This window comes from Arthrobacter cavernae (assembly GCF_017368795.1).
Classification (GTDB): Bacteria; Actinomycetota; Actinomycetes; order Actinomycetales; family Micrococcaceae; genus Arthrobacter; species Arthrobacter cavernae.
Genome location: NZ_JAFNLL010000007.1, coordinates 30,836 through 52,584, shown reverse-complemented (window position 1 = coordinate 52,584; position 21,749 = coordinate 30,836). Strand labels below are relative to the sequence as shown.

The 21,749-nt window shown below is 62.5% G+C and carries 33 protein-coding genes; 1 reads left to right on the top strand and 32 read right to left on the bottom strand.

The window, feature by feature from the left end:
- Positions 1-22: 22 nt before the first annotated feature.
- The 31 genes from rpsK to rpsJ form a co-directional block, all read right to left on the bottom strand.
- Positions 23-424 (bottom strand): 30S ribosomal protein S11, encoded by a 402-nt coding sequence (gene rpsK / locus J1902_RS04285; RefSeq protein ID WP_011692779.1) that lies wholly within the window; start codon positions 422-424, stop codon positions 23-25.
- 44 nt (positions 425-468) lie between these two features.
- Positions 469-846 carry a 30S ribosomal protein S13 gene (rpsM, locus tag J1902_RS04280; protein ID WP_011692780.1) on the bottom strand — a complete coding sequence of 126 codons (378 nt, stop codon included), beginning with the start codon at positions 844-846 and terminating at the stop codon, positions 469-471.
- Between the two features lie 188 nt (positions 847-1,034).
- A complete protein-coding gene (gene rpmJ, locus J1902_RS04275; RefSeq protein ID WP_011775570.1) occupies positions 1,035-1,148 on the bottom strand; it encodes a 50S ribosomal protein L36 in 114 nt (37 codons plus the stop codon).
- Positions 1,149-1,218: 70 nt separating this feature from the next.
- Positions 1,219-1,440, bottom strand: coding sequence for a translation initiation factor IF-1 (gene infA, locus J1902_RS04270; RefSeq protein WP_011775571.1), 222 nt, complete (start codon positions 1,438-1,440; stop codon positions 1,219-1,221).
- Between the two features lie 194 nt (positions 1,441-1,634).
- On the bottom strand, positions 1,635-2,678 hold the full coding sequence (locus J1902_RS04265; RefSeq protein WP_242701588.1) for a P1 family peptidase: 1,044 nt from the start codon (positions 2,676-2,678) through the stop codon (positions 1,635-1,637).
- Between the two features lie 57 nt (positions 2,679-2,735).
- The gene (locus J1902_RS04260; RefSeq protein ID WP_207615015.1) at positions 2,736-4,085 is read right to left on the bottom strand and encodes an ABC transporter substrate-binding protein; all 1,350 of its coding nucleotides are present in this window, start codon (positions 4,083-4,085) and stop codon (positions 2,736-2,738) included.
- A gap of 75 nt (positions 4,086-4,160) precedes the next feature.
- Positions 4,161-5,006, bottom strand: coding sequence for a carbohydrate ABC transporter permease (locus J1902_RS04255; RefSeq protein WP_207615014.1), 846 nt, complete (start codon positions 5,004-5,006; stop codon positions 4,161-4,163).
- The gene (locus tag J1902_RS04250; protein WP_242701587.1) at positions 5,006-5,920 is read right to left on the bottom strand and encodes a carbohydrate ABC transporter permease; all 915 of its coding nucleotides are present in this window, start codon (positions 5,918-5,920) and stop codon (positions 5,006-5,008) included. Before J1902_RS04250 ends, J1902_RS04255 begins: the two co-directional genes overlap by 1 nt.
- Positions 5,921-6,215: 295 nt before the next feature.
- Positions 6,216-7,043, bottom strand: a complete 828-nt coding sequence (map, locus tag J1902_RS04245) for a type I methionyl aminopeptidase (protein WP_207615142.1) — start codon at positions 7,041-7,043, stop codon at positions 6,216-6,218.
- A gap of 203 nt (positions 7,044-7,246) precedes the next feature.
- Positions 7,247-7,816 carry an adenylate kinase gene (locus J1902_RS04240; RefSeq protein ID WP_207615013.1) on the bottom strand — a complete coding sequence of 190 codons (570 nt, stop codon included), beginning with the start codon at positions 7,814-7,816 and terminating at the stop codon, positions 7,247-7,249.
- Between the two features lie 5 nt (positions 7,817-7,821).
- Positions 7,822-9,132 (bottom strand): preprotein translocase subunit SecY, encoded by a 1,311-nt coding sequence (gene secY, locus J1902_RS04235; RefSeq protein WP_207615012.1) that lies wholly within the window; start codon positions 9,130-9,132, stop codon positions 7,822-7,824.
- A gap of 188 nt (positions 9,133-9,320) precedes the next feature.
- Positions 9,321-9,803 carry a 50S ribosomal protein L15 gene (gene rplO / locus J1902_RS04230; RefSeq protein WP_207615011.1) on the bottom strand — a complete coding sequence of 161 codons (483 nt, stop codon included), beginning with the start codon at positions 9,801-9,803 and terminating at the stop codon, positions 9,321-9,323.
- Positions 9,803-10,009 (bottom strand): 50S ribosomal protein L30, encoded by a 207-nt coding sequence (gene rpmD / locus J1902_RS04225; protein ID WP_207615010.1) that lies wholly within the window; start codon positions 10,007-10,009, stop codon positions 9,803-9,805. Before rpmD ends, rplO begins: the two co-directional genes overlap by 1 nt.
- 2 nt (positions 10,010-10,011) lie before the next feature.
- Positions 10,012-10,683, bottom strand: coding sequence for a 30S ribosomal protein S5 (rpsE, locus tag J1902_RS04220; RefSeq protein WP_207615009.1), 672 nt, complete (start codon positions 10,681-10,683; stop codon positions 10,012-10,014).
- Positions 10,684-10,712: 29 nt separating this feature from the next.
- The gene (gene rplR, locus J1902_RS04215; RefSeq protein ID WP_207615008.1) at positions 10,713-11,096 is read right to left on the bottom strand and encodes a 50S ribosomal protein L18; all 384 of its coding nucleotides are present in this window, start codon (positions 11,094-11,096) and stop codon (positions 10,713-10,715) included.
- 3 nt (positions 11,097-11,099) lie between these two features.
- Complete coding sequence (gene rplF, locus J1902_RS04210) at positions 11,100-11,636, bottom strand: 50S ribosomal protein L6 (protein ID WP_207615007.1); 537 nt, start codon at positions 11,634-11,636, stop codon at positions 11,100-11,102.
- 18 nt (positions 11,637-11,654) lie between these two features.
- Positions 11,655-12,053, bottom strand: coding sequence for a 30S ribosomal protein S8 (gene rpsH, locus J1902_RS04205; RefSeq protein WP_207615006.1), 399 nt, complete (start codon positions 12,051-12,053; stop codon positions 11,655-11,657).
- A gap of 79 nt (positions 12,054-12,132) precedes the next feature.
- Positions 12,133-12,711 carry a 50S ribosomal protein L5 gene (rplE, locus tag J1902_RS04200; protein ID WP_207615005.1) on the bottom strand — a complete coding sequence of 193 codons (579 nt, stop codon included), beginning with the start codon at positions 12,709-12,711 and terminating at the stop codon, positions 12,133-12,135.
- Positions 12,711-13,070, bottom strand: a complete 360-nt coding sequence (rplX, locus tag J1902_RS04195) for a 50S ribosomal protein L24 (protein ID WP_207615004.1) — start codon at positions 13,068-13,070, stop codon at positions 12,711-12,713. The genes rplE and rplX overlap by 1 nt, the downstream gene beginning before the upstream one ends.
- Positions 13,071-13,073: 3 nt before the next feature.
- Positions 13,074-13,442 (bottom strand): 50S ribosomal protein L14, encoded by a 369-nt coding sequence (gene rplN / locus J1902_RS04190; RefSeq protein WP_003803789.1) that lies wholly within the window; start codon positions 13,440-13,442, stop codon positions 13,074-13,076.
- 342 nt (positions 13,443-13,784) lie between these two features.
- Positions 13,785-14,081: a 30S ribosomal protein S17 gene (gene rpsQ / locus J1902_RS04185; protein ID WP_070350367.1), complete on the bottom strand. Its 297-nt coding sequence runs from the start codon at positions 14,079-14,081 to the stop codon at positions 13,785-13,787.
- A complete protein-coding gene (rpmC, locus tag J1902_RS19655) occupies positions 14,078-14,386 on the bottom strand; it encodes a 50S ribosomal protein L29 (protein WP_207615003.1) in 309 nt (102 codons plus the stop codon). Before rpmC ends, rpsQ begins: the two co-directional genes overlap by 4 nt.
- Positions 14,387-14,388: 2 nt before the next feature.
- On the bottom strand, positions 14,389-14,805 hold the full coding sequence (rplP, locus tag J1902_RS04175; protein WP_077490645.1) for a 50S ribosomal protein L16: 417 nt from the start codon (positions 14,803-14,805) through the stop codon (positions 14,389-14,391).
- Positions 14,806-15,642 (bottom strand): 30S ribosomal protein S3, encoded by an 837-nt coding sequence (gene rpsC / locus J1902_RS04170; RefSeq protein ID WP_207615002.1) that lies wholly within the window; start codon positions 15,640-15,642, stop codon positions 14,806-14,808. It lies immediately after the preceding gene.
- Positions 15,643-16,008, bottom strand: a complete 366-nt coding sequence (gene rplV / locus J1902_RS04165) for a 50S ribosomal protein L22 (RefSeq protein WP_056737807.1) — start codon at positions 16,006-16,008, stop codon at positions 15,643-15,645.
- Positions 16,009-16,046: 38 nt separating this feature from the next.
- Complete coding sequence (gene rpsS, locus J1902_RS04160) at positions 16,047-16,328, bottom strand: 30S ribosomal protein S19 (RefSeq protein WP_011775591.1); 282 nt, start codon at positions 16,326-16,328, stop codon at positions 16,047-16,049.
- 12 nt (positions 16,329-16,340) lie between these two features.
- Positions 16,341-17,180, bottom strand: a complete 840-nt coding sequence (gene rplB, locus J1902_RS04155) for a 50S ribosomal protein L2 (protein WP_207615001.1) — start codon at positions 17,178-17,180, stop codon at positions 16,341-16,343.
- 29 nt (positions 17,181-17,209) lie between these two features.
- The gene (gene rplW / locus J1902_RS04150; RefSeq protein ID WP_207615000.1) at positions 17,210-17,515 is read right to left on the bottom strand and encodes a 50S ribosomal protein L23; all 306 of its coding nucleotides are present in this window, start codon (positions 17,513-17,515) and stop codon (positions 17,210-17,212) included.
- On the bottom strand, positions 17,512-18,129 hold the full coding sequence (gene rplD / locus J1902_RS04145; RefSeq protein WP_207614999.1) for a 50S ribosomal protein L4: 618 nt from the start codon (positions 18,127-18,129) through the stop codon (positions 17,512-17,514). The genes rplW and rplD overlap by 4 nt, the downstream gene beginning before the upstream one ends.
- 4 nt (positions 18,130-18,133) lie before the next feature.
- The gene (gene rplC / locus J1902_RS04140) at positions 18,134-18,784 is read right to left on the bottom strand and encodes a 50S ribosomal protein L3 (protein WP_207614998.1); all 651 of its coding nucleotides are present in this window, start codon (positions 18,782-18,784) and stop codon (positions 18,134-18,136) included.
- An 18-nt stretch (positions 18,785-18,802) separates the two neighbouring features.
- Positions 18,803-19,111, bottom strand: a complete 309-nt coding sequence (gene rpsJ / locus J1902_RS04135; protein WP_003803825.1) for a 30S ribosomal protein S10 — start codon at positions 19,109-19,111, stop codon at positions 18,803-18,805.
- 386 nt (positions 19,112-19,497) lie between these two features.
- Here rpsJ and J1902_RS04130 point away from each other — a divergent pair, with 386 nt between their 5' ends.
- Positions 19,498-20,925: a GH1 family beta-glucosidase gene (locus J1902_RS04130; RefSeq protein ID WP_207614997.1), complete on the top strand. Its 1,428-nt coding sequence runs from the start codon at positions 19,498-19,500 to the stop codon at positions 20,923-20,925.
- Between the two features lie 46 nt (positions 20,926-20,971).
- Here the strand turns inward: J1902_RS04130 and J1902_RS19650 are convergent, their stop codons facing one another.
- Positions 20,972-21,097, bottom strand: coding sequence for a hypothetical protein (locus tag J1902_RS19650; RefSeq protein WP_278253589.1), 126 nt, complete (start codon positions 21,095-21,097; stop codon positions 20,972-20,974).
- Positions 21,098-21,749 lie beyond the last annotated feature (652 nt).

Below are 21,749 nucleotides of genomic sequence, written 5' to 3'. Positions count from 1 at the left end.
CCGGCAGGCAGGCAAAACCTAATTAGACGCGGCGACGCTTCGGCGGGCGGCAACCGTTGTGCGCTGCGGGGGTGACGTCCTGGATGGAGCCAACCTCGAGGCCAGCGGCCTGCAGCGAGCGGATAGCGGTTTCGCGTCCGGAACCCGGTCCCTTGACGAACACGTCGACCTTCTTCAGGCCGTGCTCCTGGGCACGCTTTGCAGCGGCTTCGGCAGCCATCTGGGCGGCGAACGGGGTGGACTTGCGGGAGCCCTTGAAGCCAACCTCACCGGCGGAAGCCCAGGAGATTACAGCACCGTTCGGGTCCGTGATGGACACGATGGTGTTGTTAAAGGTGCTCTTGATGTGCGCCTGGCCAAGCGCGATATTCTTCTTGTCCTTCTTACGCGGCTTGCGAACCGCGCCACGAGTCTTCGGGGGCATTATTTCTCCTACAGAAAGTTATGGGGGAAAGCGGAACGCTATTTCTAGCGGCCGGCCTTCTTCTTGCCAGCGACGGTACGCTTCGGGCCCTTGCGGGTACGTGCGTTGGTCTTCGTACGCTGTCCGCGTACGGGCAGGCCCTTGCGGTGGCGCAGGCCTTCGTAGCTGCCGATCTCAACCTTGCGGCGGATGTCAGCGGCTACCTCGCGGCGAAGGTCACCCTCAACCTTGTAGTTGCCTTCAATGTAGTCACGCAGCTCAACCAGCTGGGCATCGGTGAGGTCCTTAACGCGGACGTCAGCGCTGATGCCAGTGGCAGCCAGGGTTTCGTGTGCACGGGTCTTGCCCACGCCGTAGATGTAAGTAAGCGCAATTTCCAACCGCTTTTCGCGGGGAATGTCTACGCCAGCGAGACGAGCCATATTGGCAGTACTCCTTGAATAAACCGGAGGTCGTAGGCAGTACACCCGCACTTTCAGTGCGGCCCCAGCCTCCGACCGGGGGTTAGCTGTCCGGGCTCAGTACGTCCCAATTCAGCTTGTGCTGCCTTATTTACTTGCGTGGGCACAGCCCAGGTTTGCCCTTGCGGGCGCTGATTCCCTGACGGGAATTAGCCCTGGCGCTGCTTGTGGCGCGGGTTCTCGCAGATCACCATGACCCGGCCATTACGGCGGATCACTTTGCACTTGTCGCAGATCTGCTTGACGCTCGGCTTGACCTTCATGGCGTTCCTTTGCGTGTTGCAGTTGGTCAGCTGGAGCGGCTCCGGTGTTTAGCCTTGGCCGCCCAGCAATTTACTTGTAGCGGTAGACGATACGACCACGTGTGAGGTCGTATGGGCTCAGCTCCACCACTACTCGGTCCTCAGGGAGGATTCGGATGTAGTGCTGACGCATCTTCCCAGAGATGTGTGCGAGAACGACGTGCTTGTTGGTGAGCTCAACACGAAACATCGCGTTGGGCAGCGCCTCAGTCACAACGCCCTCGATCTCAATGACCCCGTCCTTCTTGGCCATATCCTCCGCTAACTGTTGTTTGCCGCAGTCCTCCGGTAGTCACCGAAAATCCTGCGGACGTTTTTTGTTGGTGTGGCCGCGTACCAGCCACCACACCAAAAAGGGCGTGGCTGTACAGACAACCAACAGACAACATTACGCCAAAGAGGCGGGAAAGTTAAATCCGTTTATCGGAGCCCACCCGCAGCCCACAGTCACTCCCCCGCAGGCCGGTAGGCAGGGAAGTCCCCCGCCGGCGTCGTGATGCTTTTGGCCTGCGCGACGCCGTCCAGGATCGCCAGGCGCGTGGCCTCCGCCGCGGCGCTTTGCAGCGTAATGAGCGAGACCTGGCGGGCCTGCTCGCTGCTGCGGTCGAGCACGACGGCGCCGGTCGCCAGCGCGAACACGGTGTCGCCGTCGGCGAGGGTGTGGCTCGGGTTCAAGGCCCTGGCGAGTCCGGCGTGGGCGGCACCGGCGGTGCGCTTGCACTCGGCGGGGTCCAGGACGGCATTCGTGGCGACTACGACCAAAGTTGTGTTGAGGTCCGGAGGATCTGAAACCCTCTGCGCGCTCGGTCGTTCCTCCCTTAGACGCGCGCTGCCGGGTTCCAGGCCCTCCGGCGTCGAATTGCCGCCACCTGCGATGCCCATGGGAGCGCCTAGGGCGTTCACCACGGCGATGGCTCCCACAATCACAGGGCCCTCGTTTGAAATGTTGTCCAGGGTGATGGAGGAGGTGCCGATGCCGCCCTTGAACTGGCCACGGCCCAGCAGCGCGCCGGTGCCGGCACCCACATTGCCGCGTCCGACGTCGGCGTGCTCGCCCGAGGCGTGGGCGGCGGCCGCCGCCGCGTAGCCCATGGCTTCATCCGGCCGGGCGGCAAAGTCGCCGCCGCGCCCGAGGTCGAAGATGGCGGCTGCGGGGACAATCGGCACCACACCGCCGGGCACCGGGAAGCCGCGGCCCTGTTCTTCACACCAGCGCTGGGCGCCATGGGCACTCGCCAGGCCGAAGGCGCTGCCACCAGCGAGGACTACGGCATCCACCGTTGACACGAGTGTGGTGGGGTCCAGGGCGTCGGTCTCGTGGGTGCCGGGGCCGCCACCACGCACGTCCACCGATCCCACGGTCCCCGGCGGCGGCAGGACCACGGTCACCCCACTCAGCCAGCCGTCGTCGTACTTCTGGGTATGTCCCACCCGGACTCCGGGCACATCAGTGATCGCTGCCTGCCCTGCACTCATTGGATGTACGGTCATGAAACCATTCTGCGCTGCCGGGCCGAATCCGCCGGATTCCGGCGATTCCGAAGGTCCCTACAGGTAGGACTTCACGTTCTGTTCGAACGACTTCTCGATGGCGCTACTCGCCGTGGCGAACGAACTGGACGGATCTGCCTGCTGAAGCATGATCTTCTCCAGCGCGGTGGTCAGTTCCTTGTCGCCGCCCGGAACGAACACGCGGCCCCAGTCTTGGACACGCGTCGTCTGAAGCTGGTCGACGGCGGTCCGGAACTGCGGGGTCTTGGCGTAGACCTGTGCCATGGTGGCTCCATCGCGGGCCGAGGTGCGGACCGGCATGTACCCGGTGTTGGATGAGAAGTACGCGGTGTTCTCGGTGTTTGTGAGGAACTTGAGGAACTTTGCGGCGGCCAGTTGCTGCTCCGGTGACTTCTTGGCCGGAATTGCCAGGCCCGTGCCACCGGTCGGGCAGGCCTGACCCTTGGGTCCCTCGGGGAGGAAGCCGGTGCCAACCTCGAACTGTGCCGCCTTCAGGATCCCGGACAATGAGCCCGTGGAGGCGAGGGTGCATCCGGTGAGTCCGGCACCGAAGTCTGCCACCTGGTCCTTGGCCGTTACTGCCGCCGTCTTGTCCTCAAAGATGAGCTTCTGGACGTACTTGGCGGCCTCGATGGCTTCCGGCGTATCAAGCGTCATGGTCCAGTCCTTGGAGTACGCCCCGCCGCGGCCCCAGAGGATGTTGCAGAACCACCAGGCGGCCCATGATGTTCCCTTGCCCAGGCCAAGCGGCACCACACCCGCCGAAGCGGCGATCTTGGGTGCCCACTGGTCGAATTCGTCCCAGCTCTTGGGGGCACGGTCCGGAAGCCCCGCGGCCTGCCAGACCTTCTTGTTGTAGTAGAACAGCGGCGTGGAGCGGGCATAGGGCACAGCCCAGTGATTGCCACTGAAGTTGTAGTCGTCAAAGAGGGTCTTGTTGAAATCGTCCGTGTTGAACTCAAGGTGCTTGGCGAGGCCGTCCAGCGGAAGGATCTGTCCATTGATCATGTAGCGGAACCACCAGACGTCGCTGGCGATTACCAGGTCCGGGATGTTGTTTGCACCAGAGGCCGCCTGGAATTTCTGCGCAACCTCATCGTAGTTCGCGCCCGCAGTAACGAGGTTGACCTTGATGCCCTCGGCAGCCTGGAAGCGTTTGATGAGCTCTTCCTCAACCGCCTTGGAGGCACCCGGGTGATTGCTCCACCAGGTGATCTCCTTGGCAGGGGTAATGCCGGCCCAGTCGGTGGCACCGGCCTGGGCTGTCTCGCCGGATCCTCCCACTGCGGGGCCTCCGCATGCGGCAAGCGTTGCGGTGCCGCCGAGCAAGGCGGCAAGCTGCAGCAGACGCCGTCGGTTGAGATTGGTTGCTGGAACAACGGACATGGTTCTCCTCTGATCTGATCTTGTGAATCTTTGCGGTGAAATCTGTGGTGGGTGTTGTGGGTTCGGCGGTAGTGACTAGCCTGTGACTGCCCCGGCCGTCAGGCCGGATACGATGCGGCGCTGCAGTGCGAAGAAGACGGCCAGCACGGGGGCGGTGACCAGTACGGTACCGGCCATGAGGACGCCCCAATTGGTGACGCCGTCGTTGTTCTGCAGGAGGGTGAGGCCCAGCGGAAGCGTCATCATGTCCGCCCGGTCGACCACGAGCAGGGGCCACAGGTACTCGTTCCATTCGGAAACAATCGAGACCAGTGCGACGGCGGACATGGTGGGTGCGGAGATCGGCACGATGAACCGCCACAGCCGGGTCCAGTGGCTGGCTCCGTCAAGCGCAGCGGCTTCCAGGATGGAGACCGGCAGGGTGAGGAAATGCTGGCGGAACAGAAAGGTCCCAAAGGCGCTGGCAAGGCCCGGGACGATGATCCCCTGGTAGGTGTTGATCCAGCCAAGTTCGGCGATCAGCGTGTAGTTCGGGATGATCACTATCTGCTGCGGGACCAAGAGGGCGAAGACGGTCAGCCCGAAGATGAATTTCTTGAAGGGAAACTCCAGAAAGACCACCGCGTAGGCCGTCGTCAGGCCGAGAGCCATCTTGATGCCCGCGCCGATCACCGTTGTGATGACGCTGTTCAGGAAGAAGTTCCCGAATGGCACTGCCGCCAAGGCAGCGGCATAGTTGGAGAGGTCGAAACTCGCCGGTAGCCATTGAGCCGGCACCGTGTAGATCTCGTCCCGTTCCTTGAAGGAGGCCAGGATCATCCACACCAGCGGCAGCACCATCACAGCCACGGCCGCAGCGAGCCAGAGGTACGAGCCTGCTTTGCCCGCCCGGCGTCGTCCGGAATCAACAATCGCAGCCATCAGTAATGCACTCTCTTCTCGACGTATTTCATCTGGACAAAGGTGACCAGCAGGAGAACGACGAACAGGATTGTGGCCACAGCGGACGAGTATCCGGCGCGTCCGGTCTGGAAGCCTTCCTGGTAGATCTGGTACATCATGGTGGTGGTGCCTTCCAGGGGTCCGCCCTGGGTCATCGCCTGGATGATGTCAAAGGACTGCAAGGAGCTCAGCAGCGTGGTGACCGCCAGAAAGAACGTGGTGGGCCCCAGCAGCGGAAGAACGATCCTCCGGAATGCGTGGAAGGGCGTTGCGCCGTCCAGCGCGGCGGCTTCGAGCAGGTCCGCCGGCACGGTCTGCAAGGCGGCCAGGTAAACAAGTGCCACGTAGCCGACGTTCTTCCAGAGGTAGACCACGATCACCATGAGCAGCGCCCACTGGGGATCGTTGTACCAGTCAGGCGAGGCCAGTCCGACCGCTCGCAGCAGGGCTGCACAAATGCCGAAGTTGGGGTCGAACACAAAAAGCCAAAGCAGACCGACTGCGACGCCGGACAGTACATAGGGTGCCACTACAACGGTCCTTGCCGCACCGCGTCCGCGAAGCCTGCGGTTGAGTAGCACAGCCAAGGCAAGGCCGAGCACCATGCCCCCGCCGACGGTGGCGATCGTGAAGACCACGGTCACCATGACAACGTGCGCAGTTGTGGGATCCGTGAACCAGTCGATGTAGTTGCCCAGGCCGACCTGCCGGGCGGTCGCCGAGCCGATGTTCCATTGGAGCGTGGAGTAGTACAAGGACTGCAGCAGCGGCTTGTAGGTGAACACGATCAATAGCGCCACATTCGGCCCGGCGAAGAGCAGAAACAGAAGCCAGGATTTCCACGGCCATCGCCTCCGCCGCCGAAGTGGCGGGGGCGGGGCAGTGATGCCCATCTGCCTGCGATTTTCCACCATTGTGGACATGACTTTCGAACCTCCATTTGCCGTGAGCGCCTTTGAAAGCCTAGGCAGGCGAATGGAGCCGAATTCCCGAAAACGGGCCGTGTGGCCGAGTTGTACGGCACTGTTCCCGAGACTGGAAGCCGGGTTTCACCGGGACTTCATCTGGGGCGTGGCCCGGCACACACCCCAGCACACAAGCGTCGCCCCAGCGGGGCCGGCAGAACCCGCCAGGCAATGAAAAAGCCCGCCGCGGCCTTCGGGCAACGGCGGGCTTGTGGGTTGGGTCTTACGGTATCGGGACGGGCACGACGCCGAGCGGCGCCAGTTGCGCCGCACCGCCGTCGGGCGCGGAAAGGACCCAGATGCCCTTCTCGTGGACCGCAACGGAGTGCTCCCACTGGCAGGAGCGCTTGCCGTCGGTGGTGACCACCGTCCAGTCGTCGTCGAGGGTGAGCGTTTCGATGCTGCCGCGGACCAGCATGGGCTCGATCGCCAGGCACAGGCCCGGGCGGATCTTGGGCCCGCGGTGGCTGGTGCGGTAGTTCAGGACGTCGGGCGCCATGTGCATCTCGGAGCCGATGCCGTGGCCCACGTAGTCCTCCAGGATGCCCAGCGGCTTGCCCGGGACGGAGGAGACGTAGTCGTCCACGGCGTTGCCGACGTCGCCCACGAATTTGCCCTTGGCCAGGCCCGCGATGCCGCGCCACATGGCGGCCTCGGTGACGTCGGAGAGGCGCTGGTCTTCGGGATCGGCGGTGCCCACGATCGCGGTGCGGGCGGAGTCCGAGTGCCAGCCGTCCACGATGCAGCCGCCGTCGATCGAGATGATGTCGCCGTCCTGCAGCACGCGGTCGCCGGGGATGCCGTGGACCACTTCTTCGTTGACCGAGGCGCAGATGGTGGCAGGGAAGCCGTGGTAGCCGAGGAAGTTGGACTTGGCGCCGGCGTCGTTGAGGACCGCGGCGAACACGGCGTCGAGCTCCCGCGTGGTAACGCCCGGTTTCGCGGCGGCAACGGCAGCGTCGAGTGCGCGGCTGAGGACCAGTCCGGCCTCGTGCATCTTGCGCATCTGCTCGTTGGTCTTGTATTCAATGCGGGGCTGACCGAAGGCCATGTTCTCCTCTGGGTGTTTGCTGTGGGAGCCGATCAGGCTCCGTGCTCCAACCATTTTCCCGCATCCGAGAGCGTGGTCGAAATTGAGCCGACCTCCAGGCCGCCCCATCATGTACCGGCCGGCCGCCCCGGAAAACGAAAAGGGTGTGTCCCGCACCCATGGTACGGGACACACCGTTTTCAGCAGTGTCATGCGGGCGGCGTTTAGACCGCCTTGGTTGCCTCGATCGCGGCGAGGACGCGGTCGGTGACCTCGTCGATGCCGCCGATGCCGTCAACCTGGGTCAGGATGCCGCGCTCGGCGTACTTGGCCACAACCACTTCGGTCTGCTCGTGGTAGAGGTCCAGGCGGTGGCGGATCACGGCTTCGTTGTCGTCCGAGCGGCCGGTTTCCTTGGCACGGCCCAGCAGGCGGGCAACAAGTTCCTCGTCGTCGGCAGTCAGCTGGAGCACGACGTCGAGCTCCTGCTGGCCTTCGGCCAGAATCTGGTCGAGGTAGTCAACCTGCGCGGTGGTGCGCGGGTAACCGTCTAGGAGGAAGCCGTTCTCGACGTCGTCCTGGCTGAGGCGGTCGCGCACCATGTTGTTGGTAACGCTGTCCGGAACAAAGTCGCCGGCGTCCATGTACTTCTTGGCTTCGATGCCCAGCGGCGTTTCGCCCTTGACGTTGGCACGGAAGATATCGCCGGTGGAGATGGCGACTACGCCCAGGCGCCCGGAAATCCGGTCCGCCTGCGTTCCCTTGCCCGAACCGGGAGGTCCAATGATCAGCATTCTCGTCATCGCAAAAGCCCTTCGTAGTGACGTTGTTGTAGCTGCGCATCAATCTGCTTGACGGTCTCCAGGCCAACACCCACCATGATCAGGATTGAGGTGCCACCGAACGGGAAGTTCTGGTTGGCATTGATCAGGACAAGTGCGACCAACGGGATCAGCGCCACGAAGCCCAGGTAGAGGGCTCCAGGCAGGGTGATCCTGGAAAGCACATACTGCAGGTAGTCCGCGGTCGGTTTACCCGCCCGGATGCCCGGAATGAATCCACCGTACTTCTTCATGTTGTCCGACACTTCTTCAGGGTTGAAGGTGATGGCCACATAGAAGTAGGTGAAGAACACGATCATGGCGAAGTAGAGCGCCATGTAGATGGGGTGGTCGCCGCGGGTGAGGTTGTTGTTGATCCACTCAACCCACGGTGCCAGCTGCTCACCGGCCTTGGGCTGGTTGAACTGTGAGATCAGCCCCGGCAGGTACAGCATGGAGGATGCGAAGATCACGGGGATCACGCCTGCCATGTTCACCTTGATGGGGATGTAGGTGCTGGTGCCGCCCACGGTCCGCCGCCCGATCATGCGCTTGGCGTACTGGACCGGGATGCGGCGCTGGGACTGTTCCACGAACACCACGAGGGCCACGGTGACGAGGCCGATCAGCAGGACCGTGAAGAAGGTTCCCGGGCCCTTGGAGTTCCAGATGGCGCCCAGGGAGAGCGGGAAGGTCGCCGCGATGGAGGTGAAGATGAGCAGCGACATGCCGTTGCCCACACCCTTTTCGGTGACGAGCTCGCCCATCCACATGATGAGGCCGGTACCCGCGGTCAAGGTGATGATGAGCAGGATCGTGGTGATGATGCTCGTGTCAGGAATGAGCGGCAGCGCACAGCCGGGCAGCAGCTGACCGGAACGGGCCAGCGACACCAGGGTGGTGGCGTTCAGCAGACCCAGCGCGATGGTCAGGTACCGCGTGTACTGCGTCAGTTTGGACTGGCCTGAAGCGCCCTCTTCATAGAGCATCTGGAACCGGGGAATGACCACCCGGAGCAGCTGCACGATGATGCTGGCCGTGATGTACGGCATGATGCCCAGGGCGAAGACCGAGACCTGCAGCAGCGCGCCGCCACTGAACAGGTTGACGAGCTGGTAAAGGCCCTCTTGGGTTTCGCCGTTCCGCAAACATTGCTGGACATTCTGGTAGTTCACACCAGGCGAGGGGATGAAAGCTCCCAAGCGGAAGATTGTGATGATTCCCAGCGTGAACAACAACTTGCGTCGCAGATCAGGCGTCCGAAACGCCCGGCCGAATGCGCTTAGCAAGCGTCCTCCTGAGTAGAAAGTTCAAGGGTGTTGAAGGGCTCGTTGAAACCCAACACCCGAGTCTAACGGCTCGATGCGCCATGCGAACAATCGACAGACTCCCGCAGATAAAAAAACTCCCGGCATCCGGGGCCGAAGCCCCGTACGCCGGGAGTCTTTTTTACAACGGGCAGATGCCCCACCAACCCTTAGAGGGCGGTGGTGGAACCGCCTGCTGCTGCAATCTTTTCAGCTGCGCTGGAGGAGAAAGCGTGTGCGGTGACATCAACCTTGACGGTGATGTCGCCGGTGCCCAGGACCTTGACGGGCTGGTTCTTGCGAACGGCACCCTTCTCGACCAGGGTCTCAACGGTGACAACGCCACCTTCCGGGAACAGCTCGTTGAGCTTGTCCAGGTTTACAACCTGGAACTCAACCCGGAACGGGTTCTTGAAGCCGCGCAGCTTCGGCAGGCGCATGTGCAGCGGCAGCTGGCCGCCGGCAAAGCCAGCCTTTACCTGGTAGCGGGCCTTCGTGCCCTTGGTACCGCGACCAGCGGTCTTACCCTTGGAGCCTTCACCACGACCAACACGGGTCTTGGCGGTCTTGGCACCCGGGGCGGGACGCAGGTGGTGGACCTTCAGAGCGTTCTGCTTCTCAGCAGACTCTGCGGCGGTCTTGTTCTCTGCCATTACTTCGCCTCCTCTACATTCACGAGGTGCGGAACCGTGTTGAGCATGCCCACGGTCACGGCGTCGGCGGTGCGGACAACGGTGTGTCCGATCCGCTTCAGGCCGAGGGACCGCACGGTGTCGCGCTGGTTCTGCTTGGCGCCAACGACGCCCTTGATCTGGGTGATCTCCAACTGAGCGTCGGAGGGGATCAGGTTCTTAGCCATGACTAGGCACCTGCCTTCTGGGTCAGGAGGGCGCGCACCAGTGCCTGGGGAGCAACCTCGTCCAGCGGCAAGCCGCGGCGTGCTGCCACTGCTGCCGGCTCTTCGAGGCGCTTCAGAGCGTCAACGGTCGCGTGAACGATGTTGATGGCGTTCGAAGAACCGAGCGACTTGGAGAGGATGTCGTGGATGCCCACGCACTCCAATACCGCGCGGACCGGACCACCAGCGATAACACCGGTACCGGCGGAAGCCGGGCGCAACATGACTACGCCAGCTGCTGCCTCACCCTGCACGCGGTGCGGGATGGTGTTGCCAACGCGGGGAACGCGGAAGAAGGACTTCTTGGCCTCTTCAACGCCCTTTGCGATAGCCGCAGGAACTTCCTTCGCCTTGCCGTAGCCAACGCCGACCATGCCGTTGCCGTCGCCGACGACGACGAGGGCGGTGAAGCTGAAGCGACGACCACCCTTGACGACCTTGGCAACGCGGTTGATGGTTACAACGCGCTCTACGAACTGGCTCTTCTCGGCTTCACGACCGCCGTCGCGGCCACCACGGCCACCACGGTCGCCGCGGCCCTGGCCACGCTCGCCGCGCTCGCCACGACGTCCGCCGCGGCGGTCGTCGGCAGCGGCAGCGGTCTCAGTTGCTTCAGCAGCTGCAGCTTCAGTCACCTGAATGTCCTTTTCGTTATTCTCAACGGTCACAGTGCCAGCCCACCTTCGCGAGCACCGTCAGCGACGGCGGCGATGCGGCCGTGGTACTTGTTACCACCGCGGTCGAAGACAACAGCCTCGACGCCTGCAGCCTTCGCGCGCTCGGCAACGAGCTCGCCGACGCGCTTGGCCTTGGCGGTCTTGTCGCCGTCGAATGCACGCAGGTCCGCTTCCAGGGTGGAAGCGTAAGCCACGGTTACACCCTTGCTGTCATCGACAACCTGGACGAATACGTGACGTGCCGAACGGTTGACGACCAGACGAGGACGTTCAGCCGTACCGGTGATGCGCTTGCGGATACGAAGCTGGCGACGGCTGCGGGCAGCCGACTTGCTCTTGTTCGTACGCTTCTTGTTAATTGCGATGGCCATGGTTTACTTACCAGCCTTTCCGACCTTGCGGCGGATGACTTCGCCGGCGTAACGGACACCCTTGCCCTTGTAGGGGTCAGGCTTGCGCAGCTTGCGAATGTTGGCAGCAACCTCGCCGACCTGCTGCTTGGAGATACCAGCGACGGAGAGCTTGGTCGGACCCTCTACCGTGAAGGTGATGCCCTCGGGAGCCGAGACGTTGACCGGGTGGCTGAAGCCCAGAGCGAACTCCAGGTCAGCGCCCTTGGCCTGAACGCGGTAACCGGTACCGACGATTTCAAGCTTCTTCTCGTAGCCGTTGGTGACGCCCTGGATCATGTTGGCGATCAGGGTGCGGGTCAGGCCGTGCAGCGAACGGGAGGCGCGCTCGTCGTTCGGACGGGTGACCGTCAAGGTGTTCTCTTCAAGGGCAACCTCAATGGGGCTGGCCACAGTGTGGCTCAGTTCGCCCTTGGCACCCTTGACGCTGATGACGGAGCCATCGAGCTTGACCTCAACTCCGGCAGGAACGGTGATGGGGAGACGTCCAATACGTGACATTATTCTCTTCCTTTCCCGTTACCAGACGTACGCGAGGACTTCGCCGCCCACGCCCTTCTTGCCGGCCTGCTTGTCAGTCAGGAGGCCGGAAGAGGTGGACAGGATTGCGATACCCAGGCCACCCAGCACGTGCGGCAGGTTGGTGGACTTCGCGTAAACGCGCAGACCGGGCTTGGAAATACGGCGAACGCCAGCGATGGAACGCTCGCGGTTCGGGCCGAACTTCAGGTCGATGGTCAGCTTCTTGCCAACCTCGGCTTCTTCTTCCTTCCAAGCAGCGATGTAGCCTTCTGCCTTCAGGATGTCGGCAACGCGTGCCTTGAGCTTGCTGTACGGCATGGTCACGGTGTCGTGGTATGCCGAGTTTGCATTGCGCAGACGCGTAAGCATGTCTGCGACAGGATCTGTCATAGTCATTGTGGGCTCTTGCCCTTCCTCGTACTGGTTTCCTCGCTGCTGCCTGAAGCCTCAGCGAAGGACCTGTTACGTAGTTAGATTAGTCTTCGGCCTTGAACGGGAAACCAAGCGCCTTGAGCAGCGCGCGGCCTTCGTCATCGGTCTTGGCAGTGGTGACAACCGTGATGTCCATACCGCGAACGCGGTCGATGGAGTCCTGGTCGATCTCGTGGAACATAACCTGCTCGGTCAGACCGAAGGTGTAGTTGCCGTTGCCATCGAACTGACGGCCGTTGAGGCCGCGGAAGTCACGGATACGCGGCAGTGCCAGCGTGACCAGACGGTCCACGAATTCCCACATGCGGTCGCCACGCAGAGTTGCGTGTGCACCGATCGGCATGCCTTCGCGCAGCTTGAACTGTGCGATCGACTTGCGGGCCTTGGTTACCTGCGGCTTCTGGCCGGTGATCAGGGTGAGGTCGCGGACAGCGCCGTCGATCAGCTTGGAGTCCTTGGCGGCATCTCCAACACCCATGTTCACAACAACCTTCACCAGGCGGGGAACCTGGTTCACGTTCTCGTACTTGAATTCCTCAAGAAGGGACTTCTTGATGGAATCGGCGTACTTGGTCTTCAGACGCGGAACGATCTTTACCGGAGTCTCGAGAGTCTCAGTCATTAGATGTCCTTCCCGGAAGCCTTGGACACGCGGATACGGACGGTCTTTGCGACGCCATCCTTCTCAACGGTCTCAATACGGAAACCAACGCGGGTCGGCTTCTTGGTGGACGGGTCAACGAGAGCAACGTTGGAAACGTGGATCGGGGCCTCAACGACCTCGATGCCACCGGTGGTGGTGCCGCGCTGCGACTGACCGACCTTGGTGTGCTTCGTTACGCGGTTAACGCCTTCGACCAACACGCGGTTGGTGTCGGTGAATACGCGCAAGACCTTGCCCTGCTTGCCGCGGTCTCCGCCGCGTTCCTGCTTGGCGCCGGTGATGACCTGAACGAGGTCACCCTTCTTGATCTTAGCCATGGACTAAAGCACCTCCGGGGCCAGCGAAACGATCTTCATGAACTTCTTGTCGCGAAGTTCACGACCAACCGGGCCGAAGATACGGGTACCCCGGGGGTCACCGTCGTTCTTCAGGATCACAGCTGCGTTTTCGTCAAACTTGATGTAGGAACCATCCGCACGGCGGCGTTCCTTCTTGGTACGGACGATGACCGCCTTGACGACGTCGCCCTTCTTTACGTTGCCGCCAGGGATAGCGTCCTTGACGGTGGCGACGATGACGTCGCCGATGCCTGCGTAGCGACGGCCAGATCCACCGAGAACGCGGATGGTAAGGATTTCCTTAGCACCCGTGTTGTCGGCGACCTTCAGTCGCGACTCCTGCTGAATCAATTTTTACTCCTTGCGTCGCGCCGGTTCTCAGACCGAAATGGTGCATACGGAATGAGCCTTGCGGAACGGTTGATCGGGGTGTCTCTTGACCTGCCTGGATTTTGCCAGAGCGGGCTTAAACGCCCGTGCCAAAAGCATCAGCTTCCCGTGCAGAAAACTCTGCGCGGGGCAGTATGCCAGGGCACGATTGTTTACGAGGTAATGAACAACGCACTATTGGCGCCATACAAACTCAATATCCTAGCACGTTCTGGCCCGGCGGCCGAAACGGGGAAAGGCCCGCGTCCCTTGCGGGACACGGACCTTTCCAGTCAATCCAGGCCGGGCGCGCCCGGCAGGGATTTACTTGGCCTTTTCGAGGATCTCGACCAGACGCCACCGCTTGGTAGCGGACAGCGGGCGGGTCTCGGCGATGAGAACGAGGTCGCCGATGCCGGCGGTGTTCTCTTCGTCGTGAGCCTTGATCTTCGAGGTGCGGCGAATAACCTTGCCGTACAGAGCGTGCTTCACGCGGTCTTCAACCTGAACAACGATGGTCTTTTCCATCTTGTCAGAGACAACGTAGCCGCGACGCGTCTTACGGTAACCGCGCTGTTCAGCGCTGGCTGCTGCTTCCGTCACAGTTTCCTTCTCGCTCACTTGGAGTCCTCTCCAGCTTCAGCCTTGGCTTCTGCCTTCTTGGACTTCTTTTCTTCCTTGGCTTCCACAACCGGTGCGGCAACCTCGGCACGGATGCCCAGTTCGCGCTCGCGGAGAACGGTGTAGATGCGTGCGATGTCCTTCTTTACCGCGCGCAGACGACCGTGGTTCTCCAGCTGTCCGGTGGCGGACTGGAAACGCAGGTTGAACAGCTCTTCCTTGGACTTGCGGAGTTCTTCAACGAGACGCTCGTTGTCGAAACCGTCCAGCTGTGCGGGTGCGAGATCCTTCGACCCTACTGCCATTTCTATTCACCACCTTCGCGACGCACAATGCGTGCCTTCAACGGGAGCTTGTGGATTGCCAGGCGCAGGGCCTCGCGAGCTACCTCTTCATTGACACCGGAGAGTTCGAAGAGAACCCGGCCCGGCTTGACGTTTGCGACCCACCATTCCGGAGAACCCTTACCGGAACCCATGCGGGTTTCGGCAGGCTTCTTCGTCAGCGGACGGTCCGGGTAGATGTTGATCCAGACCTTGCCGCCACGCTTGATGTGGCGGGTCATCGCGATACGGGCAGACTCGATCTGACGGTTCGTCACGTATGCCGGGCTCAGTGCCTGGATACCGAACTCACCGAAGGTGACCTTGGTGCCGCCGGTTGCAGCGCCCGAACGACCCGGGTGGTGCTGCTTGCGGTGCTTGACTCGACGTGGGATAAGCATTTAAGCCTGTCCTCCTTCTGCAGCAGCGGGTGCTGCCTCAGCTGCCGGAGCTTCTGCGGCAGCGGGTGCTGCTTCAGCTGCCGGACGGTCGGTACGACGACGGCGGTCGCCACGGTCAGCGCCACCCGGGCGGCCCGGGCGGTCGCTGGCCCCACGGCCGCGGGACGGAGCAGCAGCTGCCTGCTGTGCCAGTTCCTTGGCGGTGACGTCACCCTTGTAGATCCAGACCTTCACGCCGATGCGGCCGAAGGTGGTCTTGGCTTCGTAGAAGCCGTAGTCGATGTTCGCACGGAGGGTGTGCAGGGGCACACGGCCTTCGCGGTAGAACTCCGAGCGGGACATTTCTGCGCCGCCCAGTCGACCCGAGCAAGCAATACGGATGCCCTTGGCACCTGCACGCTGCGCGGACTGCATGGCCTTCTTCATCGCACGGCGGAACGCCACGCGGGAAGTCAGCTGCTCTGCAACGCCCTGGGCAACAAGCTGTGCTTCCATCTCGGGGTTCTTGACCTCGAGGATGTTCAGCTGAACCTGCTTGCCGGTGAGCTTTTCGAGCTCGCCGCGGATGCGGTCTGCTTCGGCGCCGCGGCGGCCGATGACGATGCCCGGGCGTGCCGTGTGGATGTCCACGCGGACACGGTCACGGGTGCGCTCGATTTCGACCTTGGCGATGCCGGCGCGCTCCATGCCCGTGGACATGAGCTGACGGATCTTGATGTCTTCGCGAACGAAGTCCTTGTAGCGCTGTCCCGGCTTGTTGCTGTCGGCGAACCAGTGCGAAACGTGGTCCGTCGTGATGCCGAGTCGGAACCCGTGCGGGTTTACTTTCTGTCCCACTTAGCGAGCCTCCTCTTTCTCCGGGGTAGCGACTACCACGGTGATGTGGCTGGTGCGCTTCTTGATCTGAAATGCACGACCCTGGGCACGCGGCTGGAACCGCTTCATGGTCGGGCCTTCATCAACAAACGCTTCGCTGATGATGAGGTCACCTTCGTCAAACGCAACACCGTCGCGGTCCGCGAGGACCCGGGCGTTGGCGATTGCCGACTGTACTACCTTGAATACCGGCTCCGAAGCTGCCTGGGGGGCAAACTTCAGAATTGCCAGAGCCTCATTCGCTTGCTTACCACGAACAAGGTTGACGACGCGCCGGGCCTTCATAGGCGTTACGCGGATGTGACGCGCAATTGCCTTGGCTTCCATTGCTTTCCTTCTCTCGTCTATGACGTAAGTGCAGGCGCCTAGCGGCGCTTGCCCTTACGGTCGTCCTTGACATGGCCGCGGAATGTCCGCGTGGGAGCGAATTCGCCGAGCTTGTGCCCGACCATCGACTCAGTGACAAACACGGGGATGTGCTTGCGTCCGTCGTGAACGGCGATCGTGTGTCCGAGCATGTCGGGGATGATCATCGAACGGCGGGACCAGGTCTTGATGACGTTCTTGGTGCCCTTATCGTTTTCCCGTGCGACCTTCACAAAGAGGTGCTGGTCAACGAAAGGACCTTTTTTCAGGCTGCGTGGCATGTGTCCAGGCTCCTATCGCTTGTTCTTGCCAGTACGGCGGCGACGCACAATAAGCTTGTCGCTCTCTTTGTTCGGGCGGCGGGTGCGGCCTTCACGCTTACCGTTCGGGTTAACCGGGTGACGGCCACCGGAAGTCTTGCCTTCACCACCACCGTGCGGGTGATCGACCGGGTTCATGGCGACACCACGGACGGTCGGGCGGACGCCCTTCCAGCGCATACGGCCGGCCTTGCCCCAGTTGATGTTCGACTGCTCGGCGTTGCCGACCTCGCCGACGGTTGCGCGGCAGCGCACGTCAACGTTGCGGATTTCACCGGAGGGCAGACGCAGCTGGGCGAAACGGCCTTCCTTGGCGACGAGCTGTACCGAAGCACCAGCAGAGCGGGCCATCTTGGCGCCGCCACCCGGACGCAGTTCAACAGCGTGGATGGTGGTACCAACCGGGATGTTGAGCAGCGGCAGGTTGTTGCCCGGCTTGATGTCAGCGCCGGGGCCAGCCTCGACGACGTCACCCTGGGACAGCTTGTTCGGGGCGATGATGTAACGCTTGGTGCCATCAACGTAGTGCAGGAGGGCGATGCGAGCCGTGCGGTTCGGATCGTACTCGATTTCGGCAACGCGGGCGTTGACGCCGTCCTTGTCGTGGCGACGGAAGTCGATCAGACGGTACTGGCGCTTGTGGCCACCACCCTTGTGACGGGTGGTGATCTTACCGGTGTTGTTACGGCCGCCGGTCTTGTGCAGCGGACGCAGCAACGACTTTTCCGGAGTCGATCGCGTGATTTCAGAGAAGTCGGCTACGCTCGAGCCACGACGGCCCGGGGTAGTCGGCTTGTATTTACGGATTCCCATAATTTATTTCCTCGTTAAAGTGGTCTCCGCTACGCGAGCGGACCGCCGAAGATGTCGATTGTGCCTTCTTTGAGGGAGACAATGGCGCGCTTGGTGCTCTTGCGCTGTCCCCATCCGAATTTGGTGCGCTTGCGCTTACCGGCACGGTTGATGGTGTTGATCGATTCGACCTTGACGGAGAAAATCTTCTCCACGGCCAGCTTGATCTCGGTCTTGTTCGAGCGGGGGTCCACCAGGAAGGTGTACTTTCCCTCATCGATCAGGCCGTAGCTCTTTTCCGATACGACGGGTGCAAGCACGACGTCGCGCGGGTCCTTGATGGTGGCTGCACTCACTTGGCATCCTCCTCGTTCTTTGCCTTGCTGGCAACGAATGCCTCGTAGGCAGCCTTGGTGAAGACTACGTCGTCAGAGACAAGCACGTCGTAGGTGTTCAGCTGGTCTGCGTACAGAACGTGAACATTCTCGAGGTTGCGCACGGACAGTGCAGCAACATCGTTGGCGCGCTCGATGACAACGAGCAGGTTCTTGCGCTCGGACACGCCGGCCAGCGTTGCCAGTGCTTCCTTGGCGGACGGCTTGGTGCCGGCTACCAGTTCAGCAACAACGTGGATGCGGCCGTTGCGGGCGCGGTCAGAGAGTGCGCCGCGAAGTGCAGCAGCAATCATCTTCTTGGGGGTGCGCTGGCTGTAGTCACGCGGGGTCGGGCCGTGGACAATGCCACCACCGGTCATGTGAGGAGCACGGATGGAACCCTGACGGGCGCGGCCGGTACCCTTCTGCTTGAACGGCTTGCGGCCAGCACCGGAAACTTCAGCGCGGGTCTTGGTCTTGTGGGTACCCTGGCGCGCAGCAGCGAGCTGTGCGACGACGACCTGGTGCAGCAGCGGCACGTTGGTCTGGACGTCGAAGATCTCTGCAGGCAGGTCTACCTTGACAGTGCTAGTCATTTAACTAGGCTCCCTTCACGGCGGTGCGTACGAGTACGACCTGTCCGCGGGCGCCGGGAACGGCACCCTTGATGAGGAGCAGCGACTTCTCAACGTCAATAGCGTGGACCGTGAGGTTCAGCGTGGTGTGACGCTCGGCGCCCATGCGGCCGGCCATTTTCAGACCCTTGAAGACGCGGCTCGGGGTGGATGCGCCACCGATGGAGCCAGGCTTACGGTGGTTCTTGTGTGCACCGTGGGAAGCGCCAACGCCGTGGAAGCCGTGACGCTTCATAACACCGGCAAAGCCCTTACCCTTGGAGGTGCCGACGACGTCGATCTTCTGGCCGGCTTCGAAGAGCTCAACAGAGAGCTCCTGGCCCAGCTCGTAAGAAGCGGCGTCTGCGGTACGCAGTTCGACGACGTGGCGGCGAGGAGTTACGCCGGCCTTCTCAAAGTGACCAGCCAGCGGCTTGGTGACCTTGCGGGGGTCGATCTGGCCGTAGCCGATCTGGACGGCGACGTAGCCATCTACCTCTGCGTTGCGCAGCTGCGTGATGACGTTGGAGTCAGCCTGGACGACAGTTACCGGGATGAGCTTGTTGTTCTCGTCCCAGACCTGGGTCATGCCGAGCTTCGTGCCCAGCAGGCCCTTTACATTACGGGTTGCGGTCATAGTTTTCTCAGCACCTCCCTACAGCTTGATTTCGATGTTCACGTCGGCCGGCAGGTCGAGACGCATAAGCGAGTCAACAGCCTTGGGCGTGGGGTCGATGATGTCGATCAGACGCTTGTGAGTACGCATTTCGAAGTGCTCACGGCTGTCCTTGTACTTGTGGGGAGAGCGGATAACGCAGTACACGTTCTTCTCCGTCGGCAGCGGCACGGGGCCTACTACCGTTGCGCCTGCGCGCGTGACCGTCTCAACGATCTTCCGCGCTGAAACATCAATGACCTCGTGGTCATATGACTTCAGCCGGATGCGGATTTTTTGTCCCGCCATGTCGCCTGACTCTCTTTCAGTTAGTGCTGCTCTGAGTTAGGGCTGCTCTGTTTACTTTTGTGTTGCATGTGGCCGCCGAAGCGTTTGAGGCTGTACCACCACCCACCGCACAAGCTGAATCCGGATCAATCCGGGTTCCTCAACCTGCCGATGCACCGACCCCCGCGGTCGGGCGTGTCGCGATTTTCACGCAAACTCGACCGCAATCCATGGGGTTCAGGGTTATGTTTGGGCTTCAGCCTGGACCCTGGCACCCGGCATTATCCGGATCGGGACACGAAGAAGCGCTTGAACAACTCATCCAGTATGCCGGAATTCGGCGGCAGATGCGAATCGGGGCCCGCGGGGCCATTGCCACCGCCGTCGGGCCCGTAGATGATAGGGACATGACCGTCCAAAACGCGGGAGCTGCGGAGGATCTCGCCAACCGCCTGCATCCCGGCTTCACGCTGGGCGTCGCGGCGGCCGCTTTCCAGATCGAGGGATCCCTGACCGCCGATGGCCGCGGTCCTTCCAGTTGGGACGCCTTCGCGGAGAAGCCCGGGACGATCGTGGACGGTCACTCTCCCGCCGTCGCCTGCGACCATTACAACCGCTCTGACGAGGACATCGCCCTCATGCGCGAGCTCGGCGTCGATTCCTACCGCTTCTCGCTCTCCTGGCCCAGGATCCAGCCCGGCGGAACCGGCCCCATCAACCAGCAGGGCCTGGACTTCTACGACCGCCTGATCGACAAGCTGCTCCAGGGCGGGATCTCCCCCATGGTGACGCTCTTCCACTGGGACACGCCCCTGCCGCTGGAGCATGCGGGCGGCTGGATGAACCGTACGACGGCGGAGCGTTTCGCAGCGTACGCGGCCGCGGCCGCCGCGCGGTTCGGCGACCGCGTGGAGCAGTGGGTCACGCTCAATGAACCCGTTTGCGTTGCGCTGCAGGGCTACGCAGTGGGCGTCCATGCGCCGGGCCGCAGCCTGCTGTTTGATGCCCTGCCGGCCGCCCACTACCAGCTCCTCGGCCACGGACTGGCAGTCCAGGCGCTCCGGGCCGCCGGCGTCGCGGGAAGGATCGGCGTGTCCAACATGCACTCCCCGGTCCGTCCGGCGAGCAAACGGCTGTCCGACCGCCTCATGGCCCAGGCATTCGACCTGATCTTCAATCGCGTCTACGCCGATCCCATCCTTCTTGGCCGGTATCCCAAACCACCGCTGCCCGTGCGGCCCTGGTTCCGGGCCCTGGGCAACATCCCGGACGGGGATCTGAAGACCATCCACCAGCCGCTGGACTTCTACGGGCTGAACTACTACTACCCCATGAAGGTCGCCTCGGGCCGGGACCCCGCTGAGGCCGGGGCAGGCCAGCCATCGGCCATGTCGCGGCTGCCCTTCCATCTGGCTGCCTTCCCCGAGTACGAAACCACCGGTTTTGGCTGGCCTGTGGCCCCGGACCATCTGGGCGTGCTGCTACGTGAAATGAAGGACCGGTACGGTGCGGCCCTGCCGCCCATCTTCATCACCGAGAGCGGAGCGAGCTTCCCGGAACCGGAGCATGTGCTGGGCCCGGTCCAGGACTCCAACAGGATCGGCTACATCGCCGACCATCTCGGCCATGCGCTCCAGGCCACCGGCCCCGGCGGTCTTGCGCACGACGTCGAGCTGCTGGGCTATTACGTCTGGACCCTGCTGGACAACTTCGAGTGGGCGGCGGGGTATTCACAGCGCTTCGGCCTGGTGCACGTGGACTTTGACACCTTGGAGCGGACTCCCAAGGAGTCGTTCTACTGGTACCAGTCGCTGTGCCGGAGCCGCCGGGCCTAGGCTATTTGCCCGGTGGCTATTTGTGTGTGGGCTACTTGTCTTTGGACTATTTGTCCTTGTTGGCGCGGTTGATGCGCTTGGCGCGGTCGATTTCCTTGCGGAAATACTTCCTGCCCCACAGAACGGCCACAACCACGGCCGCCGCAATCACCAGAAAAACCAGGAATTCCATGCTTTGCTCCTCTCTTCGAAGGCAACCGTATCAGGGCAGCGGCGCCGGCGGCTTGCTGCGGTTGAGGCGCCAGACGGCAAAGGCGATCAACCCCAGGGCGATCACGGCGAGCATGGCATACGCGTAGGAGCGCAGGGCCCACATGACGCTCAATGCCACGCCCAGGGCTCCCCACCACACGAACATCCTCTCGGCCAGGAGCAGCCCGGCAATCAGCAACAATGCATGGGCCACGAGCACCCACAGCTGCTGCGGCACGGTCCCCGAAATGGCAGTGGAGGCGCTGTTCAGGGACAGCAGGCCCGCAGCAATGCCCAGCCGGACCCGGCCGTCCAGGCCGCTCCCGAACATATAGCGCAGCCCTGCCACAACGGCCCCCAGGACAACAAACCACTGCAGCACCCAGAACATCTCCGGCTTGGAACCGTGGGTGAAGAGGACGGCCCGCTGCAGCGCGGCGAGTACGGCCACGGCGGCGATCTCGGCCACGGCCCAGTGCATGGCCCGGGGCGTTTCAAGGACAGCCACGGTGGCGGCCATGACCAGCAGGCCGGCGCCTGCCAGGGCAGTTTCATCGCGCAGCAGGCCGGCGGCAGCAGCCGCCGCAAAGCCCGTACCCACCGCCGCAGCGAGGGAGGTCCGGCGCAACGGC